Source organism: Agarivorans sp. TSD2052, from assembly GCF_023238625.1.
Lineage (GTDB): Bacteria > Pseudomonadota > Gammaproteobacteria > Enterobacterales > Celerinatantimonadaceae > Agarivorans.
In genome coordinates this window covers 4,500,666-4,521,256 of sequence record NZ_CP096670.1, presented here as the reverse complement: position 1 = coordinate 4,521,256, position 20,591 = coordinate 4,500,666, and the positions used below count along the sequence as shown (strand labels likewise).

Sequence of the window (20,591 nt, the reverse complement as noted above, 5' to 3'; positions counted from 1 at the left end):
GTGTTGTTGCTACAATGCACACAAAATGTCCATTCTTCATCATCAAGGTATCGGTTTTTGCGCAATGTGCAGCAACAAGTAAACGCTGAAAACGTTGGTTATTTACTCAGTAATGGGCGTTTAATGGCCTTGGTGACTGCTGTAAATAGCGTGCTGTGGTGGTTATTGTTTAGCCCTGATACCGGTTCTTGGCTTGGCTTCGCTTGGCTCGCCTGCATGTTACTGGTATCGGCCAGTTTACCCTTGGTATTGCGTGTTCAAGCCGATGTGTCGCCGTCACTACTTTTTACCCGTCACTTTAGCCTATTCACCAGTAAAGGAGTGTTGTGGGCGGTGGGCATATTGTTGTTTATCCCTGAACTAACTAGCCAACAGCGTTTGCTAATGTTGCTAGGGGTGGCGGGCTTGTTTTCGTCGGTGTTGCTACCTTCTTTGCTTAGCATTAGAAGCTTTAATGGCTTTTGTCTGCCTATTTTTATGGCGCTAATTGCTGGCCTCGTAGGAGGAGAGCAAATCGAGTGGATAGCTTATGGCTTGCTGATATTATCTTGGCTTCAGCTAAACTTGGTGCTAAAACGCGCTAAGGGTTGGCTAAGTGAGAGCGCCACAAACGCGGCAATCAACCGTATAAAGGTCGCCGAGCTAACCAATAGCCAAGCGTTAATGCGTGAACAAAGCGAGCGTGATGCGCTAACCGGGTTGTATAACCGGGCAATATTTGAACAAACCTTGGCGCTGCATTGGCGTTTAAGTAGTCGCGCTAATACCTCCTTAAGTTTATTGTTAATCGATGTTGATTTCTTTAAGCCATATAACGATCATTATGGGCATGTTGCTGGAGACCAATGTCTGAGCAAAGTGGCCAGTTTATTTGAGCAAGCCTTACAACGGGAAGATGATATTGTGGCGCGCTATGGCGGTGAAGAATTTGTCATGGTTTTACCTAATACTGATACCAAAGGCGCATTGCAAGTTGCCGCTCGAATAAGAACACTATTAGCAGATGCTAAACTACGCCATGAGTATTCAACAGCCGCCAGCTACATTACTGTGAGTATTGGCGTATCTTGTTTGATCCCCGTGGCTCAACAAGACGCAAAAGAGATCGTAGACAAGGCTGATAAAGCCCTATATAGAGCCAAGCAGCTAGGCCGAAACCAAGCTGTAGTGGCCGCCCGTGGAGAAGTATAATGAGTATGCAGTTACATCGTATAGAAGAATTAATCGATTTACTCACCCCGGTATGGAACAAGCAACCGGAGCTTAATTTAGTAGAAATAATCACTCAAATCGCCGACCAAGCGGGTTTTAAGCAGCCGCTGAGTGAATTGACCGACGACGTTTTAATTTATCAATTAAAAATGTTGAGTATTGGCAAAGATGACATGATTCCGGGTATCGCTAAAGACTGCGAGGATGATTTCAAAACGGCTTTGCTTAAAGCTCGCGGTGTAAAAGTTTAGTTAGTTAACCAGCAATCACCTTTGGTGATTGCTGGTGTTGCTTGAGGCATTAGCCACTAACTGCCTCCCCTCAAAAGGATTGAGTGATGAGTGAACGTATTCCCGTTAAAGACGTGAGTCCAGCACCTAAAAAAAGAAGCCCTAAAAAGCGTGCTCCGGTTGATCGATATAACCCTAAAGAACAAATTTATGTCCGTGAGCAAAAAGGCTTGTTTCAACGTTTACGTAAATATATGGGGTGGGTGTTCATTGCCGCCTTTGTGATTGTACCGTTTATTCCCTACGGTGATCGCCAGGCCATTTTGCTAGACATGGCTGCTCGCCAATATCACTTTTTTGGTTTAACCCTGTGGCCGCAAGATTTATTGCTGCTGGCTTGGTTTTTCATCATTGCCGCATTTGCGCTGTTTTTTATTACCACCTTTCTGGGGCGGGTTTGGTGTGGTTATTTATGCCCACAAACCGTGTGGACCTTCATCTTTATTTGGTTTGAAGAGAAGATAGAAGGCAGTGCTAATAAGCGCAAAAAGCTCGATCAGTCGGCTTGGGATTTTAACAAAATATGGCGTAAAACCGCCAAACATACCGCTTGGATAGCGGTGTCGGTGTTTACCGCCCTGTCGTTTGCAGCCTACTTTGTGCCGGTAAAAGAACTATGGTGGGACTTCTTCACCCTAAATAGCAGTGGCGCAGTCAACTTCTCGATTATATTTTTCACCGTTGCCACCTACGCCAATGCTGGTTGGATGCGTACCATTGTGTGTACCCATATGTGTCCCTACGCGCGCTTTCAGTCTGCCATGTTTGATAAAGACACCTTTATCGTGGCCTATGATACTTCTCGGGGTGAGGCGCGTGGCCCACGTAAACGTAACGCTGATCATAAGGCCCAAGGTTTAGGTGACTGTGTAGATTGTGATTTGTGTGTTCAGGTATGCCCTGCCGGTATCGATATTCGTGAAGGCTTACAGTACGAGTGTATTAACTGTGGCGCTTGTATTGATGCTTGTGACCAAACCATGGAGCGAATGAATTACCCTAAAGGCTTAATTCGCTATACCACCGAGCACAATCTAGCTGGGCAAAAAACCGATATTTTGCGACCAAAACTGATTGGCTACGGCATTGTACTTACTATCATGCTGGTGGCGTTTGTGTTCACCTTATTGAATGTAAAACCGATGCAGTTAGATGTATTACGCGACCGTTCATCTTTGTATAACGAAACCTCGGAAGGTTTGGTAGAAAATACCTATACCTTGAAGGTGATTAACAAGTCTTCAGAAGCGCGTGAGTTTCACTTAAGTGTGCGCGGTTTAGAAGAAGTGGAATGGATCGGACAACAAACCGTAACGGTGAATGGGGGTGAGGTGTATAGCTTGCCGATGTCTTTAGCGGCAGACCCTTACTTGATGTCTGGTTCGATCACCGATATTGAATTTATCTTAGAAAGCGGTGATGACCAGTTTATTCAACATAGTCGCTTTATTAGTGGTGGTTAGTCTGCGATGAGTATGATCTTGCTTTGTTTAGCGCTACTGCTGGTGTTGCCTTATCTATTGGCGGCGGCCGGCTCGCTAATGAAGCGGCGTCAGCTGGGCGTGGTTAATAATCACGACCCTAGACAGCAAGCATTGCAATTAAACCAAACTGGGCGGCGTTTATATGCCGCCCAGCAAAATGCATGGGAAGCCTTAAGTTTATTTACTGCGGTCACTGCGATTAGTTACTTTTCGGGGCTTAAGCCTGAAATGGTGCACATCCCCGCGCTTGTTTTCTTGGCTACTCGGATTGCTCACCCGTTGTTATATGTGTTTGGTTTGGCTACGCTTCGCTCGCTGGTAACCGCTCTTGGGTGGTTAAGTTGTATTTACATTGTCTGCTTAGCATTTATTAGCTAGGCCTTTAGCATTACTGCTACACTGCGTTCATTACCTCTTGTAGCTGTATGATTATGAGCGCTTTCTTATTTACCGAATTGCACCCCGATTTAATCCTCGATGCCATTGAATCCCAAGGGATCTATCCCAGTAGTGGCTTGTTAGCCCTAAACTCTTACGAAAATCGGGTTTATCAGTTTAAAGCTGAAGACGAGTTGCGTTATGTGGTGAAATTTTATCGGCCAGAGCGCTGGAGCAAAGCGCAAATCATTGAAGAACATCAGTTCAGCTTATCGATGGCCGAAGTGGATGTGCCCATTGTGGCGCCGCTGGAGCGGGATGGGCAAACCCTTTTTGATTACAAAGGTTGGTGGTTCGCTATATTCCCAAGCGTAGGTGGCCGAGGATTTGAAGTCGACAATCTCGATCAGCTTGAGCGGGTTGGCCAATATCTAGGCCGGATGCACCAAAAAGTAGGCTCTCAGTTATTTGAGCACCGCTTATCGATTAATACCGAAGAAATGCTCGACCAGCCCTTAATCTTTCTTAAAGATTGGCTTCCAGAAGGTTTACAGCTGCCCTTTTTTACCATTGCCGAGCAAGTTGCAGACGCCGCAAGAGCCGCTTATAAGCCAAGCAAAATTATCCGCTTACATGGTGATTGTCACCCCAGTAATATTTTATGGCGCGACGGCCCAATGTTAGTCGATTTAGATGACGCGCGTAATGGCCCCGCGGTGCAAGACCTGTGGATGATGTTAGCGGGTGACGATAATGAACGACGCATTCAGCTAGAGGTATTGTTAGAAGGTTATGAGTCATTCTGTGAATTTGATAGCCGTGAACTAAGCTTGATTGAGCCTCTGCGAGCCATGCGCATGATTCACTATATGGGTTGGTTAGCTCGCCGTTGGCAAGATGCGGCTTTTCAGCGGGCATTTCCTTGGTTTAACTCGCAGCGTTACTGGGAAGACCAAATTTTAGCCCTAAAAGAGCAGCTTTCAGCTTTGCAGCAACCCACTCTATCGCTTATGCCGGGGTACTAAGATGAACCTAGAAATAGAACGTAAGTTTTTAGTCAATGATATGAGCTTTATAGCGCAAGCTGCTAGCCATAATCGGATTGTACAAGCCTATTTAAACAGTGATAAAAGCCGCACAGTGAGAGTGAGAATTAGCGGTGATATGGCTTTTTTAACCATCAAGGGCAAGAGTAACGACAGTGGCTTAAGCCGTTTTGAGTGGGAGCAAGCGATAGCCCAAACTGATGCTGAACAACTACTGACATTATGTGAGCCTGGACGTATCGATAAGGTACGTTATCTGGTGCCGGTGGGGAAGCATACCTATGAGGTGGATGTGTTCGCCGGTGATAACCAAGGCCTAGTTCTGGCCGAAGTGGAGTTACTTGATGAACAAGAGTTATTTGAAAAACCCAGTTGGTTAGGCGCTGAAGTCACCGGTAATCGTCAATACTACAATAGTATGTTAAGCAAAAACCCATTTATTAATTGGCCTTAAAGCACGGCTTTGTTCACATTAACTCAGCTCAGAGTTTAATTATGCTGGCATCTTCTGGCTGGCGATATAGGATTGATCTAAAAGGTGAATAATTTGTAATGAGGTTGTAAATGCCAAATATGCTTACTCCGGTTGATGCTTTAATGCATTGGCAAAAGCAACATCCCCAGCAAGTCTACTTACGTCAGCCTATCGATGATGTTTATCATGAGAAAACCTGGGCGATGGTGGCCCGTGAAGCAGGACAAATTGCTCAAGGGCTGCGTCAAGAGGGTTTAGAACCTGGCGACAAAGTCGCTATTTTGGCAAAAAATAGTGCCGAATGGTTTATTGCCGATCTCGCTATCATCATGGCGGGCTGTATCAGCATCCCAATTTACGCTACCGCCAGTGTTGATACCATTGCTTTTGTACTAAAACACAGTGAAGCCAAGTTGCTGTTTGTTGGTAAATTAGACGAATGGGGCAAGCAAGCTGCTGCTATTCCTATTGGTTTAAAAACCGTTGCTATGCCTTACCCAACGATGCCTTGCCATATTCAATGGCAAGACTGGTTAAACGACCTATCGGTGATAGATAAACATCACTTGTGGTCTGAGAACGACATCATGACCATCATCTACACCTCGGGCAGTACCGGTGACCCCAAAGGTGCAGAAATTAGTTTTGCCGCTTATCGCTATGCCAGTGAACAATTGATCGACGTATTAGGCGCTAGTGGCGATGACCGTGTGATGTCTTATCTGCCCTTAGCGCATATTACCGAGCGAGTTTACATTCAAGGTACCAGTATTTTTAATGGTCAGTTTAGCGTGTCGTTTGTTGAGTCTTTAGATACCTTTGCCGATAACTTGCGCAGTGTGCAACCTACCCTGTTTATTTCGGTTCCGCGGCTTTGGACACGCTTCCAACAAGGGGTATTTGAAAAGTTACCGCCTAAGAAGCTCAAATTATTGCTGGCGATCCCCTTTGTGTCGGGCCTGATTAAGCGCAAAATTCAAAAAGCCTTGGGCTTGAACAAGGCGCGCATACTCGGCTGTGGTAGTGCGCCAGTGGCGCCATCTTTATTGCGCTGGTATCAAACCATTGGCTTGAATATTTCAGAAGCCTGGGGAATGACCGAAAACCTCGCTTATGGCACCCTAAATGTGCCTTTTCGGAGTGACAAAATAGGCACCATTGGCCAACCTGGCCCGGGTGTAGAAGTAAAGGTCAGCGAACAGGGTGAAATTTTAGTGAAAGGCGCTGGCATGATGCAGGGCTATTACAAGCATGCTGAGCTGAGTGCTGAGTCTATCGTTGATGGTTGGCTGTATACCGGCGACAAAGGCACCATTGATGACGACGGTTATGTCAAAATTATTGGTCGAGTAAAAGAAAGTTTTAAAACCGCGAAAGGAAAATATGTTGCCCCCGTTCCTATTGAGCAGAGCCTTGCCGACAATTCGATGATCGAGCAAGTCTGTGTGGTGGGCAGTGCGCTGACACAACCTTGTGCCCTTGTTGTATTGGCCGCCGAGATGAAGCAACACCCGCAGGCACAAATTGAGGCCAGCTTAAACCGTACTTTAACCAAGGTTAATGAGCACCTTGAGAGCCATGCGAAATTATCCCACCTGATGGTGGTTGAAGAAGACTGGAACGTAGACAATGCGATGCTAACGCCCACCTTAAAAATACGGCGAAACCAAGTAGAACAATACTACACAGAGCTTATTCACCGCGAATCAGATGCAAAAATAATGTTTGAAATGGGCTCTTGGCAAACGTAAATTACTGTCAAGGCCACTGACAAAGATTGACCGAGTACAAGCTTATCTTTATGCTCGGTTTTTTATGTGTTCACTTAAGGAAATGTAGAGTGATGAAAAAGATACTAATTGGTTTGATGGCGATGTTAGCAATGCCAATGGTAATGGCTGCTGATTTTAAAGAAGGCAACCATTACGAAGTGATTAAGCAAACGGCGACCGCTAAACCAGAAGTAATAGAATTCTTTTCTTATTACTGCCCACACTGTTTTAAATTTGAACCAGTGGCAGAAGGTATTAAAAAATCACTACCTGCAGGCGTAGCGTTTAAAAAGAACCATGTTAGCTTTATTGGCGGAAAAATGGGCGAAGAAATGGTTCGCGCTTATGCAGTAGCAGAAATGCTAGAAGTAGAGCCGGCTATATCGGGTGCTATTTTTGATTCTATCCATAACAAACGCCAAAACTTCACTAGCCGTGATGATCTGCGCAAGATTTTTGTGGCAAACGGTGTGGATGGTAAGAAGTTTGATAGTGCCGCAAATAGCTTCGTGGTGAATGGCATGGTGTCGCAAATGGACAAAAATACCATCAATTATAAGATCCGTGGCGTTCCAGCCTTGATCGTTAATGGTAAATACCAAGTGAACACTGGCTCTGTGAAGTCTATTGAAGAACTAAACGAACTCGTTAATTACTTGGTTAACCTTAAAGGTTAAGCAAGTGGTGATTGACAAAAAGCAGCCCTTGTTGGCTGCTTTTTTGTTTCTTCTATAAGCCTAAATCTACTTGATATTGGCGCTCATAGGTTCTCAATATTCGGTTTATCTCTCCACTTTTTTGCAGTTGATTTAAACTCGATTGCAAATTGATTAAAGTGATGGCTTCGGTGCTTTTATTGCAGGCAATAGCGCGTAATGAGCTGTAAAACTGAAAGCCTTGAACCTGAATGCCTAAATCAAAATGCTGTTGAATATAAGCGGCTGATAATACATCGCTGGCCCAAGCATCAGTGCGCAAGCGGTTAAGCTTTTTAGCACTGTTTAAATTGGTTTTAGCTAAATCAACATTAATGCTAAAACTCTCTAGATACTCACCTATACCGCTTCCTAAATAACTGCCGATGGTTAAGCTGCTTAAGTTGCCAATACTCTTTAGTGGCACTGCCTGTTGGCTACGCTGGTATATGGCGTAGCGGCTAACAAATAGCGGGCTAATCCATGAAAACGAGCTTTCTCGGGTTTGGGTTCGCTCAATGGGAAATACACATTGGTTTGGCGATTCTTGCGCCCTTAAGTAGGCGCGTTTAAGCGGCAATAAGTTAACTTTGATGTCGAGTTTACTGTGTTGTTTAAGCTGCATCAGTATATCGATGGCGATGCCACTTAAGCCCTTATCACCATCAATAACATAGGGGGGGTCAACATAGGTATTAAAAACCAGCGGGGTGGCCCCCAAGCTCTGGCTAAGGACGAGTAATACGCCACAACAGCATTGAGTTAGGGTTGCCATTGTTTTATCAATTCCGAGTAGCTTAAGGTTTTCCCTTTTGGTTTTTCATTGTCTAGCTTAGGTTTAGGGGCGCCAGGATGGGCTAACCATAAGTTTTCATCTTGGGCTGTAATCAATTTAGGGCTACAGGCATGCTGAGTCTCATGGCCTATCTTTAGCAATGCTAAATCCATGCTTTGCGCTAACTCATGCATCACCAGTGGAACGGCTTCTCCTTGGTCGCTGGCTCGGCCAATAAATTGCCACCATAGCTTCGATAGCTCTGGGTAATTGGGCACGTTTAACCCGGTGGGGGTCCATTCATTGCGAGCCTTACTTTGATAAAATTCCACTAAGCCGCCTAACTCTTTCGCACGTTGAGTAAACGGTGTAGACATAATATCACTTTGGCGAATTGGGGTAAGTCCCACCATGGTTTTGCGCAAGGACACGGTTTTAGAAACATTAAATTGAGCGTATAGCCATGCCGCTTGTTGGCGTTTAACTGGGGTTGATTTCAATAAGGTCCAAGCGCCAACATCTTGATAACCAGATTTCATACCCGGTTGCCAATAAGCACCACGCGGAGAAGGTGCTACCCGCCAAAGAGGCAGGCCTTGTGCGTCGGTAATGGGCAAGTCGGGGTGGCTTAAATCAGCAGTAAAGGCGGTATACCAGAAAATTTGCTGAGCTATATGGCCTTTGGCTATCTCAGCCCCTGCCTCACTGAAATTCATTTTTTGCGCTTCGGGTGGGGCAAAACGTTTTAACCAATCGACATATTTTTGAACCGCATAAATGGCCGCCGGCGAGTCTAAGGCGCCACCACGCTTCATACTGGCTCCCGCTGGGCTACAGCCATTACTGCGAATGCCCCATTCATCGACTGGAAAGCCATTGGGTAGGCCTACATCGCCCATGCCAGCCATGGATAACCACGCATCAGAAATTCGCCAACCTAAAGAAGGGTCTTGTTTGCCATAATCCATATGCCCGTAGACTGTTTTACCATCGATTTGTTTGACATGTTCGGTAAAAAATTCGGCGATATCTTCATAGGCCGACCAGTTAATCGGTACTGCTAAAGCGTAACCATATAGCGCTTGAAACTGTGCTTGTAAGTCAGGCCGGTTAAACCAATCTTGGCGATACCAATATAAATTAGCAAACTGCTGGTCTGGTAGCTGCAACAGTTCACCGTAAGGGTCGGTCGTAAAGGCGATGCCGATGAAGTCATTCAGATCTAAACTGGGTAAGGTGACAGCTTGCCCTTGCTGGCGCATAAATTGGCTTAAGCTAAGGATTTTGTCCGAGCGAAAGTGGCCACCAATTAAATCACTGTCACTGACATAAATATCGTAAAAGTTTGTGCCTAAATCCATTTGGCTTTGCAGTTTTTTTACCACATCGTCTTCACTGCTTAACTCGTGGATCACTTTAATGCCGGTGAGTTGGTAAAATAGCGGGGCGATTACCGTGGCTTCGTACCAATGAGTATTAATGCGCTCAGAAATAGCGCGAATAGTCATACCTTGATAGGGTTGAGCGGCTTGTTTAAACCAACGCAGCTCCTCAATTTGTTGAGTTTGATTTAGGCTAGAGGGGCTGAACTCACTTAACCATGGGCTGAGATCGTCGGCATAGCTTGTCGCATGCAACAGCCACAAGCCAATCAATGCAATGCGCAAGTTCACCCCTGATGGTTAAGTATTACTCTTAAAAATAGCAGCTAAATAATCATCGGGGAATTGGATTGCTAAGAGATCTAGTTTTTTATTATGTTTTTTAGATAGTTGTCTTTGTTTTGCCAAGTACTATCTAACCACAGCTTAAAGTGCCGCTTAAACTGTTTATCTTGTAAATAGTCACCGCGCAGCTGCGGGCCTATAGAGATAGTATCTATTTTTATCACCACTTTGTTTAGCCTTCCTGATAGCAGCGCTTTAAACGGTGGCTCTTGTTGAGTGGTGCCTGGGTAGGCCAATGTCACATCGATTATTTGATCAAATTGCTCACCTAATGCTGACAAGGTGTAGGCAATACCCAAGGGTTTGGGTGGCAGTAGGTGTTGATAGTTAGAATGGCTAGTTTGTTGCTTTTCAGGGGTGAAACGGGTGCCTTCAACAAAATTGATCACCGTGGTGGGGCTGCTTTTAAATTTCTCGCAAGAGCGCTGAGTAGCTTCTAGGTCTTTACCTCTTTTCTCGGGGTTCTTGAGTAAATACTGGCGAGAGTAGCGGCGCATAAATGGCATGTCTAAAGCCCAACAAGCTAAACCAACAAAAGGTACATATAGTAATTGTTGTTTTAAGAAAAACTTAGGCATAGGGATGCGCGAGCCAAACAGCATACATAGCAAGACAATATCGGCCCAACTTTGATGATTGCAAATCATCAAGTACCAACTGTTTTTGTCTAACTGGCTGTTATCTTCAATGACAAATTCGGTATTGTTAACCAGCAGAAAAATAGCGCGATTAATTTCACTCCAGCACCACATCAATTGATTACATAACTTACCAATCAGCGGATAGGCCACCTTAGGCAGGATTAACTTAATCAAGCCACAAATGATAATGATGGAACCAATAAAGGCGGTGTTTAGAATCGCTAGGCTTGCAGACAGAATAACTAGCATTGGAGTAGGGCAAAAACGTAACATAGTGATCTACATGGCTCTATTGGTAGCAATTAACGGGTATTTATTGAGATTAAAATCAGCATAAATTATGGTTGCGCCCATTCTAGCATTTTTTTTCGCGGGCGAAACGCCGACCACTATATGCTGGTGTTGTAAATCTATTCGCCTAGCTTGGAGGCTCAATGAGTGACTTTGTATTACATCCACAATTAGAAAAAGACGGTATTTGGCTGGGTGATTTTGAGCTTAGTCGCGTGTTGTTGATTAATGACAGCCAATTTCCTTGGTTGGTACTAGTGCCAATGATTAATGATATTGGTGATATTTATCAATTAGATAGTTGCCAACAAGCGCAGTTTTGGCGAGAATCAAAACGGCTGAGTAAAGCCATTATGGATATTTATCAGGGTGATAAATTGAATTTGGCGGCATTGGGCAATATGGTGCCACAGCTGCATGTTCATCATGTGGTTAGGTTTCATAGTGACCCGTTATGGCCACAGCCAATCTGGGGTAAGCTTAGCGCCCAAGCTTACACTGACGAGCAACGGGCAGAACAAATCGCTGCTATCCAGCAAGCCCTTATGCCGTATTGGCAATCAATGGCAAATTAGTCGCAGCTAAGCGGCATTACAATAACAATAGGAAAAACAATGGACGGTTTTTGGCGTGGTTTATTTTTCATCATCGTAGTGATGCTGTTAGTACGATGTGATACCAATAGTTCTTTATACGATGCAGAAGAAAATGGCATCAGGGTAGAAGTACCGCGTTTTCTACAAACCCCAATATTGTGGGTAGATAAGCAAGTTGGCGAGCAGTTGTTATGGGGATTTAATCCACCTTGGGCCGATGACTACGTATTTCAGTTATATAAAGAGACAGAGGGAAATACTCCCCCTGCCGAGTAAGCTTAATTAAGCCAATTTAGGTTTAATCAAAACGCAGGTTTTTGAGGTGTATACTCAAGGCCTGTGCCACGCCACTTAGGTGGCTATGTACTTGTTGGTTTTGCAGTGCGGCGCCTGCATTGGCTTCGCTGCCATCTCGCAGAGTCAGTATGTTTTGATTAATCTCGTCGGTGGCTTGGCGTTGTTGGGCTGTCGCCACGGCACTTTGCTGGTTACGTTGCTCTAAACCACCCACCAGTTCCTCAATTTGCTCTATCTGTAAGATGTTGGCTTTAGCCTGCTCTGCTTGCTGGGTTATCCCCTTGGCAGTGCTCTCTAGGTCGCTTTCTACGGTTTCAGATACCTGTTGCAGCTGGGCAATGGTTTGCATGATTTCTTCGGTAGATTGTTGGGTACGTGATGCCAAGTTTCTCACTTCATCGGCCACCACGGCAAAACCTCGCCCTTGTTCACCCGCTCTTGCTGCTTCAATCGCTGCGTTTAAGGCCAGTAGATTGGTTTGCTGTGAAATGCCACTGATGACATCCACCACCGACCCTATATTTTGACTGCATTCGCGCAGCTCTTCTATGGCCGGCCTAGTTGAACTCATGTGTAACGACAGGTCATCTAATTGGTGCACGGTATTGCGTTGTACTTGTAAGTTTTTTTGGGCAATCTTTAAAGCGTGTATCGATACTTTTGCTGTTTCGGCACTGTTATTCGCCACCTCTTCTACAGAGCTATTCATTTCTGTCATCGATGAGGCAATTTGGTCTATCTCACTAAACTGACTTTGGGTATTGCTATGGGTAATTTGCGTGGCACTGGCCAGCTCGGTGTTGGCGTCTAGCAAACTGTCACTTGAGGCTTTCACGTCTTGCAGTAAGCCTTGATTTTGTTGGCGTAAACTCTCTAATTTCAATCCAATTTCAGAAAACTCGTTACCTCCATCCACCTTGATAGCTTGGCTATAATTGCCTTTGCCTAGACGATCTATGGCGATGCTTAGTTGATCCATTTGTTTGGCTAAATTACGGCTTACCAACCAGCTTAATACCCCAAACAAACCACAAGCGAGTAGCAAACGTAGTAAGGTGGATACATAGAGGCTGTTGAGCTCTTGGTCTATGCGATCGATGTATACACCAGTACCAATAATCCAGTTCCAATCATCGACTTTTTTCACATAAGAAAGCTTAGCGTGCATTACCTGAGTTTGCGGGTGCAAAAAGTGATATTGCACCGCACCCTCACCGCTTTTTCTTACGGTGTCGCGCATTGCTTGCCAGTGAGCCAAGCCATTGGCATCACGTACTTGGCTCATGTCGCGGCCAATGCTGTTAGGGCGAATTGGATGCATCAGTAGCTTGAGATCTAAGTCGTTTACCCAGAAATACTCATTGCCTTGATAACGCAATTGGGCAAGTGCTTCTAGCGCTAGCTGCTGGGCTTTTTCTTGTCCTAGTTGGTCTTGTTGCTGTTGGTAGTGGGCCACTAAGCTGGTGGCGATATCTAGGTTGGTATCCAGTTGTGTTTGGTAGCCTTGATAGAGAGTTTGTTTGATCTGTTGGGTATTGTTCCAAGCTTGCAAGCAAACAACAAATAACACGAGGGCCGCACTTAACAAGAATAGTTGGGGGATTCTAATTTTACTGAACATGATTTCACTTCTTTAATTTAGTGAAACTATGTTCAGATAAAATTGATATTTTGGGCTTAATTCAGATCAAGATAGCTGCCGCTTTAAACTAAAATTAAAGTAAAAGCTGTAATTTAAATCATTTACTCATCATCAATATGATCCCAAGCCTCTTTGCTCATTTGCATTTTCTCCCACCAGCTGTCATCGGCAATAATTTGGCCGTGCTCATCGATCTGTGGAATAGGCAAACCTTTGCGCTTACAGGCTTCGGCAAATATAGGGTGGCCGCCTTCAAATAAAATGCGGTTTTGTTCTTCAGGGCTCACTTTACATGGCGGTTGGTACATGCCAGCATTTTGTCGTTGGCGTTGTGCTTCATATAAAATCAGCGCACTGGCTACGGAAACGTTAAGCGATTGCACCATGCCTACCATGGGGATAATAATGTCTTGATCGGCTAAGGCTAAGGCGGTATCTGAAATACCATGTTTCTCTTGCCCCATTAAAATAGCGGTGGGTTTGGTGTAATCCACCTCGCGAAAATCGATGGCGCTATCGGATAGATTAGTGGCCAAGATTTGCATGCCGCTATTGCGTAAGCTGGCTACAGCATCTTCGATTTTTTCGTGATTATGCACTTTCACCCAGTTTTGGCTACCAGTGGCAGTGCCACGGCGCAACTCATCTTTGTAGTTTTCCCACACTGCATGTACGTGGTCTACGCCAACAGCATCACAGGTTCGAACGATCGCCGACAGATTGTGAGGTTTATGTACATTCTCCATACAAACGGTTAAATCTGTTTGGCGGGCGTCTAGCATTGCTCGAATACGTTGATGGCGTTCTGGTGTCATGTGGTTCTCGTAAATTAATTTCTTAGGCGAACTACCCGTAATACCTCTGGCATTACGCGGATTTTTCGCATGATATTGGCAAGATGAATACGGCTGTGTGTGGTGACCAATAAGTCTACGGTATATACCCGACCTTCTTTTTCTTCGGTAACAATATTCACTATGTTCGCGCCGGTAGAGGCCACAACATTGGTTAAACTCGCCAAAATACCTTGGTGGTTTACCATGTCGATCCGCATTTCTGTTTTGTATTCAGCTTCTTTATCGGCTTCTTTAGACCAATCAACATTGATGTAGCGATCGGGTTCTTTTTGATAACCGGAGATGTTTTTACAGGCTTCTAGGTGCACCACTAAGCCTTTGCCTTGACTAATATGCGCAACCACTGGGTCGCCAGGGATGGGGCGACAACAATTGGCGTAGGTTAGCAATAAACCATCAGCCCCTTGAATGGCGATGTTAGCGGAGCCTTCGGGTTGGTTAAGCTCATCGGCATTACCTAATAAGCGGCGTGCAACCACAATGCTCATGGCATTACCTAAGCCTACATCGGCCAGCAAGTCATCTAATGATTCGGCTTTAAGATCGTTGATTACCTGCTCGAGGTTTTCTTGGGCAATATCTTTTAGCTTCACGCTACCTAAGGCATGGTTAAGCAAACGACGGCCTAAGTTTACTGACTCTTCGCGACGTTGGTTTTTAAGCAATTGACGAATTTTTCCGCGGGCTTTGCCGGTGACCACAAAGTTTAACCAAGCGGCATTGGGTCTGGCGCCGGGCGCAGTAATCACTTCAATGGTTTGACCGTTACTTAGCGCTTTACTCAGCGGAAACGGGTGGCGATTAACTCGAGCACCTACGCAAGCGTGGCCAACGTCGGTGTGCACCGCATAGGCGAAATCAACGGGGGTTGCGCCTGCGGCTAATTCAATAATTTTACCTTCTGGGGTAAATACATAAATTTCATCGGGGAATAAATCGGTTTTAACGTTTTCGATGAATTCAAATGATGAGCCAGCACTTTGCTGTAGCTCTAATAAGCTTTGCATCCAACGTTGGGCACGAATTTGAGCGGTAGTGCCGTGGCTATCGTCTGTTTGTTTGTAAGACCAGTGTGCCGCGACACCTTTGTCAGCCATTTGATCCATGTGCTCAGTGCGGATCTGCACTTCCACAGGCACCCCATGAGGGCCTACCAATGAGGTATGCAAGCTTTGGTAGCCGTTAGCCTTAGGAATGGCTACATAGTCTTTAAAGCGGCCCGGACGGGGTTTATACAAGCTATGACTTAAGCCTAAGGCGCGATAACAAGTATCGAGCTTGTCTACAATGATACGAAAAGCGTAAATATCCATCACTTCATGGAATTGCAGCTCTTTGTTGACCATTTTTTTGTAGATGCTGTAGAGGTTTTTCTCGCGGCCGCTTACGTCAGCCACAATGCCCGCTTCTTCGATACGCCCTTGCAGCTCTTGATGAATACCGTTGATCAGCTCTTTACGATTACCGCGGGCATTTTTCACCGATTCTTTTAGTACCCGGTGGCGCATGGGATACAGCGCTTCAAACCCTAGCTCTTCTAGCTCATTTTTGATGCTATGAATGCCCAAACGGTTTGCGATAGGGGCATAAATTTCTAAGGTTTCGCGGGCAATACGGCGGCGTTTATCGGGGCGTAATGAGCCAAGGGTACGCATGTTATGCGTACGGTCGGCTAGCTTAATCAAGATAACGCGAATGTCTTGCACCATCGCCATCATCATTTTGCGAAAGTTTTCTACTTGCGCTTCTTTTTTATCACGAAATTTAATTTTATCGAGCTTACTGACACCCTCAACTAAATCAGCAATCTCAGTACCAAATTGCTCAGCTAATTGTTCGTAGGTGACCGGAGTATCTTCGATGGTATCGTGCAGTATTGCCGCCGCTAGCGTTTGATGGTCGAGTTTTGTTGCCGCTAAAATACTGGCTACCGCTAAGGGATGGGTAATATAGGGCTCACCGCTAGAGCGGAACTGACCTTCATGGGCTTCTTTACCCAATATATAGGCATCACGTAATAGGTTTACGTGTTCTTCACTTAAGTAACTAGAGGCTAGCTCTCGTAGGCTTTCGAATAGGTACAAGCATTACCTCATCAGCGGAGGAAACAGAAATAGAGTAGATTGGATTATGGAAGTTTTACCGTGCAGAGTAAACCCAGCACGGTAATTTTATAGACGGGAGCGAATTAAATGCGTTTATCAGCGATAGCGGCAACTGCAGCCAATTCGGCGGCTTCACGTTCCTGACGTTCTTGACGGTCTTGAGCATCCATGGTTTCGGTGGTGATCAAACCTTCTTCAATTTCACGCAAAGCGATAACGGTTGGTTTGTCGTTATCTACTTCAACTAGAGGCTCTTTGCCTTCTACTGCGATCTGACGCGCGCGACGTGCGGCGATAAGGACAAGGTCAAAGCGGTTGCCGACCTGTTCTACTGCATCTTCTACTGTTACTCGTGCCATGCACAGCTCCGTTGACTAAAAATGACGCAAGATCCTAGCCGATCTAATGACAATTAGCTAGAACTTAACGCGATTATTTCGATAAAAGATCGCCAAGCAAGGCTTTGTGTTTAGCCGCTTGCTGACGGGTTTGTAATCGTTGCCCTGTGATTATCGCGGTGAGTTCGCTTAGCGCTTCATCAAAGTTACCATTTATTATCAGGTAATCGTACTCATTATAGTGAGACATCTCGCTTTCTGCTTCATTCATACGTTTTTCGATAACATCAGGGCTATCTTGACCACGCATGTGTAAGCGATTCTCTAATTCTTCGCGACTCGGCGGCAAAATAAATACCGATACAGCCTCTGGCATCATGGCTTTCACCTGACGTGCGCCTTGCCAATCAATATCTAAAAATACATCAATACCGTCGGCTAAGGTTTTCTCGATGGTGTAGCGCGAGGTGCCATAAAAGTTGCCAAATACTTCGGCATATTCAAAAAAGGCTTGCTCAGCGATCAGGCGTTTAAACTCATCATGGCTAACAAAATGATAATGGTTACCGTCAATCTCACCTGGACGAGCTGGGCGAGTGGTATGTGAAACAGACACTTGGGCTGGGTAGGCGCGATGGCGTGATAGATAAGCATTGATCATGCTTGATTTGCCCGCGCCGCTGGGCGCCGAGACGATATATAAAGTGCCTGTAATTGCCATGTTGAATTCTTAGCAGATGTATAAAGGCGCCCAAGGTTACCATTTTATGGTTTTTTTTAAAGCGTCACAGTTAGGAAAATTGGCACAGCGCCAATCTGGGGCGTCAGTTTTTACTATGCTTAAGCTTGGGGTCACAATAATTACTGGCGAAACTGTTTAGGGTTGCTATGGTTAAGTTATTGTATTAATAGGTTTTTGATTATTTTTGGCGCCGCCGTGCAGGGCGCTTATCAACATTAAAGGTGAGTTCGTTTATGGCTGGGAAAATTGATAAGAAATCTTATGAAAAGCGCTTAGCAGAATTACAAACTGAGCTGGTGAAATTGCAACGTTGGGTGGTGGCCAAAGAATTGAAAGTTGTGGTTATTTTTGAAGGCCGCGATGCCGCCGGCAAAGGCGGTGTGATAAAACGCATTGCAGAAAAGCTTAACCCTAGGGTTTGCCGCATCGCGGCCTTACCCGCCCCTAACGAACGTGAGAAAACCCAATGGTATTTTCAGCGCTATGTTACCCACCTTCCAGCCGCAGGTGAGATAGTGCTATTTGACCGCTCTTGGTATAACCGAGCAGGAGTCGAAAAAGTAATGGGCTTTTGTAGCGAAGAACAGCACCAAGATTTTCTTCGCGCTTGTCCCGAGTTTGAACGCATGCTGATCCGCTCTGGCATTATTTTGATTAAATACTGGTTTTCAGTGTCCGATGAAGAACAAGAGAAGCGCTTTTTAGAGCGGATAAATAACCCGATTAAACGCTGGAAGTTCAGCCCTATGGACTTAGAGTCGCGTTCGCGTTGGGTGGAGTATTCACAAGCTAAAGATGAAATGTTCGCTTATACCGATACCAAGCACTCGCCTTGGTGGGTGGTGAACTCTGATGACAAAAAGTGTGCGCGCTTAAACTGCATTAGCCATTTTTTAACGCAAATAGACTATCAAGATTTAGCCCATCCTGAGATCACCTTACCGCCGATCCATAAAAAAGATTATGTAAGGGTACCGATGCACGAACAAAGCTTTGTGCCAGAGCTGTATTAAATCACGCTGATTAGCGCGGCCAAGTATATAATGGCCGCTCTTATATACAGACAATACTAAGCGGTGGACAAAGGTGGATACTTGGCAAAGCTTGTTAGCAGATGAGCAGCAACAAGATTATTTTAAGCAATTAAACGCAACGGTTGCGCAGCAGCGACAAGCCGGTAAATCGATTTACCCGCCCACTCAGCAAGTATTTGCCGCCTTTGACGTCACCCCCGTTGACCAATTAAAGGTGGTGATATTGGGGCAGGATCCTTACCACGGAGAGGGGCAAGCTCACGGCTTGAGTTTTAGTGTGCCTGAAGGGGTAAAAATTCCGCCCTCGCTCCGTAATATATACAAAGAGTTAGCCAGCGATGTGGCCGGTTTTACTGTCCCTCAGCATGGCAATTTGAGCGCCTGGGCAGAGCAAGGGGTATTGCTGCTTAATACCGTATTAACGGTTGAGCACGCTAAGGCGCATTCTCACGCTAAATATGGCTGGGAGCAATATACTGACGCGGTCATAAAACAAATTAACCAGCACTGCCAAGGTATTGTTTTTTTACTGTGGGGGGCGCATGCCCAAAAGAAAGGCTTAGTGATAGATGCCAACAAACATCATATATTAGGTGCTGCGCATCCCTCGCCGTTATCGGCCCATCGCGGCTTTTTTGGCTGTGGTCACTTTTCACAAACCAACCAATTGCTCACTCAGCAAGGTAAGAAAGCAATCAACTGGCAGGTGTAACTAACCGGCTAACTTAGAACGGTTTCGGCCACTGTCTTTCGCTTGGTAGAGGGCGTGGTCGGCTCGATTAAAGGCAGTATTAAAGGCTTCTTCTTTGTCTATTTTGGTTAGGCCAACGCTCATGCTTAATTTAATGTGTTGTTGTTTGCCCTTACTCGACAGTAAAAAATCTTGTTGATAAATTAACTCGCGTAAACGCTCGGCAAAGCTAAAAGCATCCACTTCATGTTGGTGTTGTGATAGCAATATAAATTCTTCGCCTCCCCAGCGAGCAAACAAGTCTTGGCCGCGAATGGCCGAGCTAAGTTGTCGGGCAAAAAAGCGTAATACTTCGTCGCCGTTGTTGTGGCCATAGCTATCGTTAATCAATTTAAAATGGTCAATATCGAAGACAAATAAGTAGTGATTGTCTTCGGTGAGAGGTTTTTCTTCTAGCTTATCGAGTAAGCCGCGACGATTAAATACACCGGTTAGTTGGTCAATTGTGGCGGTGACTTTAAGTTCATCTACATCGTGTTCTAAGGTGCGAATAGATTGGGTTAAGCGTCTTTTTTGTTGGTAGATATAGCGAGCTAACACTGCCATAAAATAGCACGACCATACCGCAATGATGCTGCCATACAGTGTTTGTTTACTGACCCACTGCCCCTCGGCTTCAATCTTATTTAAGGTTATTTTATACAGCGCATCACTGGCGTTAGAGGGGATATCAAAGGAGATCTCTTTAATGTTTGAAAAATCTAACCTGAAGTCTTCTCGCGACTGATAGAACTTATCTAACCACCAAGCAGGAATGGAAAATTGATTTAGCTGGGCGCTGGCGGCTTGGCCTAACTCTTGATCTTTAAAGTAAGTAAACATGAATTTGGCATTGGATAAGTTTTTGCCGCTGGTGGAGTCAGAGCCGCGCATAAAAAAACGTAATTCATCATTAGGGCCTTGGTATTCAATATCTACATTAATTTGATAATAGTCACTCAGGTCGATATTGCGCAGGTGGGTATAGGGGTCGCCCGGTTGGTCGTTGGCCAAAGAGTGGTATTTGATGCTAACGCCGCAATACCTTACTGGCGCGGAACTTTCGGCTAAGTCACAGGCAAATGCTTTTTTGCCGGTTAGCCAATAAGCGAACGAGTTTCCGCCGCTGTTGCGGTCAGCAAACAGGTCAATCAACATATCGCTACGCGGATACAGTACCAGTTTTTTAGTAGGAAGCCATGGAGTGATACACAGTACCAGTAAAGTGCCAAAGATTAAGAGGTTACGCAGCCAGGATAAATAGTTTGCTTGTTGTTTCATTTAACCTCTCTCTGCGTAAAAATATAATTCAGGTGAAAAAATAATACCGTTATGTGCATTAAAAAAATGTGAGCTAATGGGGCTAGAGTGCTATTTGTTTATGCTTTTGAGCGTTACTGTGACCAAACATTAGTTTGTAACACTTAGTGTTAGTATAGCGGTGCTTTTAATCAACGAGAGGAT

Annotated in this window: 21 protein-coding genes; 12 read left to right on the top strand and 9 right to left on the bottom strand. The window is 45.1% G+C overall.

The genetic code is table 11. The features are described from left to right. Positions 1–66: 66 nt before the first annotated feature. The 8 genes from M0C34_RS20760 (at position 67) to M0C34_RS20725 (ending at position 7,334) form a co-directional block, all read left to right on the top strand. Positions 67–1,191, top strand: coding sequence for a GGDEF domain-containing protein (locus M0C34_RS20760; RefSeq protein ID WP_248715687.1), 1,125 nt, complete (start codon positions 67–69; stop codon positions 1,189–1,191). Further along, the gene (locus M0C34_RS20755) at positions 1,191–1,463 is read left to right on the top strand and encodes a YihD family protein (protein WP_371923103.1); all 273 of its coding nucleotides are present in this window, start codon (positions 1,191–1,193) and stop codon (positions 1,461–1,463) included. Before M0C34_RS20760 ends, M0C34_RS20755 begins: the two co-directional genes overlap by 1 nt. A gap of 86 nt (positions 1,464–1,549) precedes the next feature. Further along, complete coding sequence (ccoG, locus tag M0C34_RS20750) at positions 1,550–2,965, top strand: cytochrome c oxidase accessory protein CcoG (protein ID WP_248713549.1); 1,416 nt, start codon at positions 1,550–1,552, stop codon at positions 2,963–2,965. Positions 2,966–2,971: 6 nt separating this feature from the next. Further along, complete coding sequence (locus M0C34_RS20745) at positions 2,972–3,364, top strand: MAPEG family protein (RefSeq protein ID WP_248713548.1); 393 nt, start codon at positions 2,972–2,974, stop codon at positions 3,362–3,364. Positions 3,365–3,417: 53 nt separating this feature from the next. Then, positions 3,418–4,389: a serine/threonine protein kinase gene (locus M0C34_RS20740; RefSeq protein WP_248713547.1), complete on the top strand. Its 972-nt coding sequence runs from the start codon at positions 3,418–3,420 to the stop codon at positions 4,387–4,389. 1 nt (position 4,390) lies between these two features. Beyond that, entirely contained in the window at positions 4,391–4,864 is a 474-nt protein-coding gene (locus M0C34_RS20735) for a CYTH domain-containing protein (protein ID WP_248713546.1), read from the top strand. 110 nt (positions 4,865–4,974) lie between these two features. After that, positions 4,975–6,636 (top strand): AMP-binding protein, encoded by a 1,662-nt coding sequence (locus M0C34_RS20730; RefSeq protein WP_248713545.1) that lies wholly within the window; start codon positions 4,975–4,977, stop codon positions 6,634–6,636. A gap of 92 nt (positions 6,637–6,728) precedes the next feature. Beyond that, positions 6,729–7,334: a thiol:disulfide interchange protein DsbA/DsbL gene (locus tag M0C34_RS20725; protein WP_248713544.1), complete on the top strand. Its 606-nt coding sequence runs from the start codon at positions 6,729–6,731 to the stop codon at positions 7,332–7,334. A gap of 52 nt (positions 7,335–7,386) precedes the next feature. Here M0C34_RS20725 and M0C34_RS20720 read toward each other — a convergent pair whose 3' ends face one another. The 3 genes from M0C34_RS20720 to M0C34_RS20710 all read right to left on the bottom strand — a co-directional run bounded on the left by M0C34_RS20720 (position 7,387) and on the right by M0C34_RS20710 (position 10,768). Next, positions 7,387–8,127, bottom strand: coding sequence for a substrate-binding periplasmic protein (locus tag M0C34_RS20720; RefSeq protein ID WP_248713543.1), 741 nt, complete (start codon positions 8,125–8,127; stop codon positions 7,387–7,389). Continuing rightward, complete coding sequence (locus M0C34_RS20715; RefSeq protein WP_371923102.1) at positions 8,115–9,794, bottom strand: ABC transporter substrate-binding protein; 1,680 nt, start codon at positions 9,792–9,794, stop codon at positions 8,115–8,117. Before M0C34_RS20715 ends, M0C34_RS20720 begins: the two co-directional genes overlap by 13 nt. A gap of 77 nt (positions 9,795–9,871) precedes the next feature. Then, complete coding sequence (locus M0C34_RS20710) at positions 9,872–10,768, bottom strand: acyltransferase (RefSeq protein ID WP_248713542.1); 897 nt, start codon at positions 10,766–10,768, stop codon at positions 9,872–9,874. Positions 10,769–10,929: 161 nt separating this feature from the next. Here M0C34_RS20710 and M0C34_RS20705 point away from each other — a divergent pair, with 161 nt between their 5' ends. Then, the gene (locus M0C34_RS20705; protein ID WP_248713541.1) at positions 10,930–11,361 is read left to right on the top strand and encodes an HIT domain-containing protein; all 432 of its coding nucleotides are present in this window, start codon (positions 10,930–10,932) and stop codon (positions 11,359–11,361) included. 39 nt (positions 11,362–11,400) lie between these two features. Continuing rightward, a complete protein-coding gene (locus tag M0C34_RS20700; protein WP_248713540.1) occupies positions 11,401–11,658 on the top strand; it encodes a hypothetical protein in 258 nt (85 codons plus the stop codon). Between the two features lie 22 nt (positions 11,659–11,680). Here M0C34_RS20700 and M0C34_RS20695 read toward each other — a convergent pair whose 3' ends face one another. The 5 genes from M0C34_RS20695 to gmk all read right to left on the bottom strand — a co-directional run bounded on the left by M0C34_RS20695 (position 11,681) and on the right by gmk (position 17,342). After that, entirely contained in the window at positions 11,681–13,300 is a 1,620-nt protein-coding gene (locus M0C34_RS20695) for a methyl-accepting chemotaxis protein (RefSeq protein WP_248713539.1), read from the bottom strand. A gap of 122 nt (positions 13,301–13,422) precedes the next feature. Continuing rightward, entirely contained in the window at positions 13,423–14,136 is a 714-nt protein-coding gene (gene trmH / locus M0C34_RS20690) for a tRNA (guanosine(18)-2'-O)-methyltransferase TrmH (RefSeq protein WP_248713538.1), read from the bottom strand. A gap of 14 nt (positions 14,137–14,150) precedes the next feature. After that, positions 14,151–16,262, bottom strand: a complete 2,112-nt coding sequence (gene spoT, locus M0C34_RS20685; protein ID WP_248713537.1) for a bifunctional GTP diphosphokinase/guanosine-3',5'-bis pyrophosphate 3'-pyrophosphohydrolase — start codon at positions 16,260–16,262, stop codon at positions 14,151–14,153. 104 nt (positions 16,263–16,366) lie between these two features. Further along, entirely contained in the window at positions 16,367–16,642 is a 276-nt protein-coding gene (gene rpoZ, locus M0C34_RS20680) for a DNA-directed RNA polymerase subunit omega (RefSeq protein ID WP_248713536.1), read from the bottom strand. A gap of 73 nt (positions 16,643–16,715) precedes the next feature. Beyond that, on the bottom strand, positions 16,716–17,342 hold the full coding sequence (gmk, locus tag M0C34_RS20675) for a guanylate kinase (protein WP_248713535.1): 627 nt from the start codon (positions 17,340–17,342) through the stop codon (positions 16,716–16,718). 254 nt (positions 17,343–17,596) lie between these two features. Here gmk and ppk2 point away from each other — a divergent pair, with 254 nt between their 5' ends. Both ppk2 and ung read left to right on the top strand, forming a co-directional pair. Next, a complete protein-coding gene (gene ppk2, locus M0C34_RS20670) occupies positions 17,597–18,376 on the top strand; it encodes a polyphosphate kinase 2 (protein ID WP_248713534.1) in 780 nt (259 codons plus the stop codon). Between the two features lie 73 nt (positions 18,377–18,449). Beyond that, the gene (gene ung, locus M0C34_RS20665) at positions 18,450–19,109 is read left to right on the top strand and encodes a uracil-DNA glycosylase (RefSeq protein ID WP_248713533.1); all 660 of its coding nucleotides are present in this window, start codon (positions 18,450–18,452) and stop codon (positions 19,107–19,109) included. On the opposite strand, the gene M0C34_RS20660 is transcribed toward ung, so the two are convergent. Continuing rightward, complete coding sequence (locus M0C34_RS20660) at positions 19,110–20,408, bottom strand: GGDEF domain-containing protein (protein ID WP_248713532.1); 1,299 nt, start codon at positions 20,406–20,408, stop codon at positions 19,110–19,112. It abuts the gene before it with no gap. Positions 20,409–20,591 lie beyond the last annotated feature (183 nt).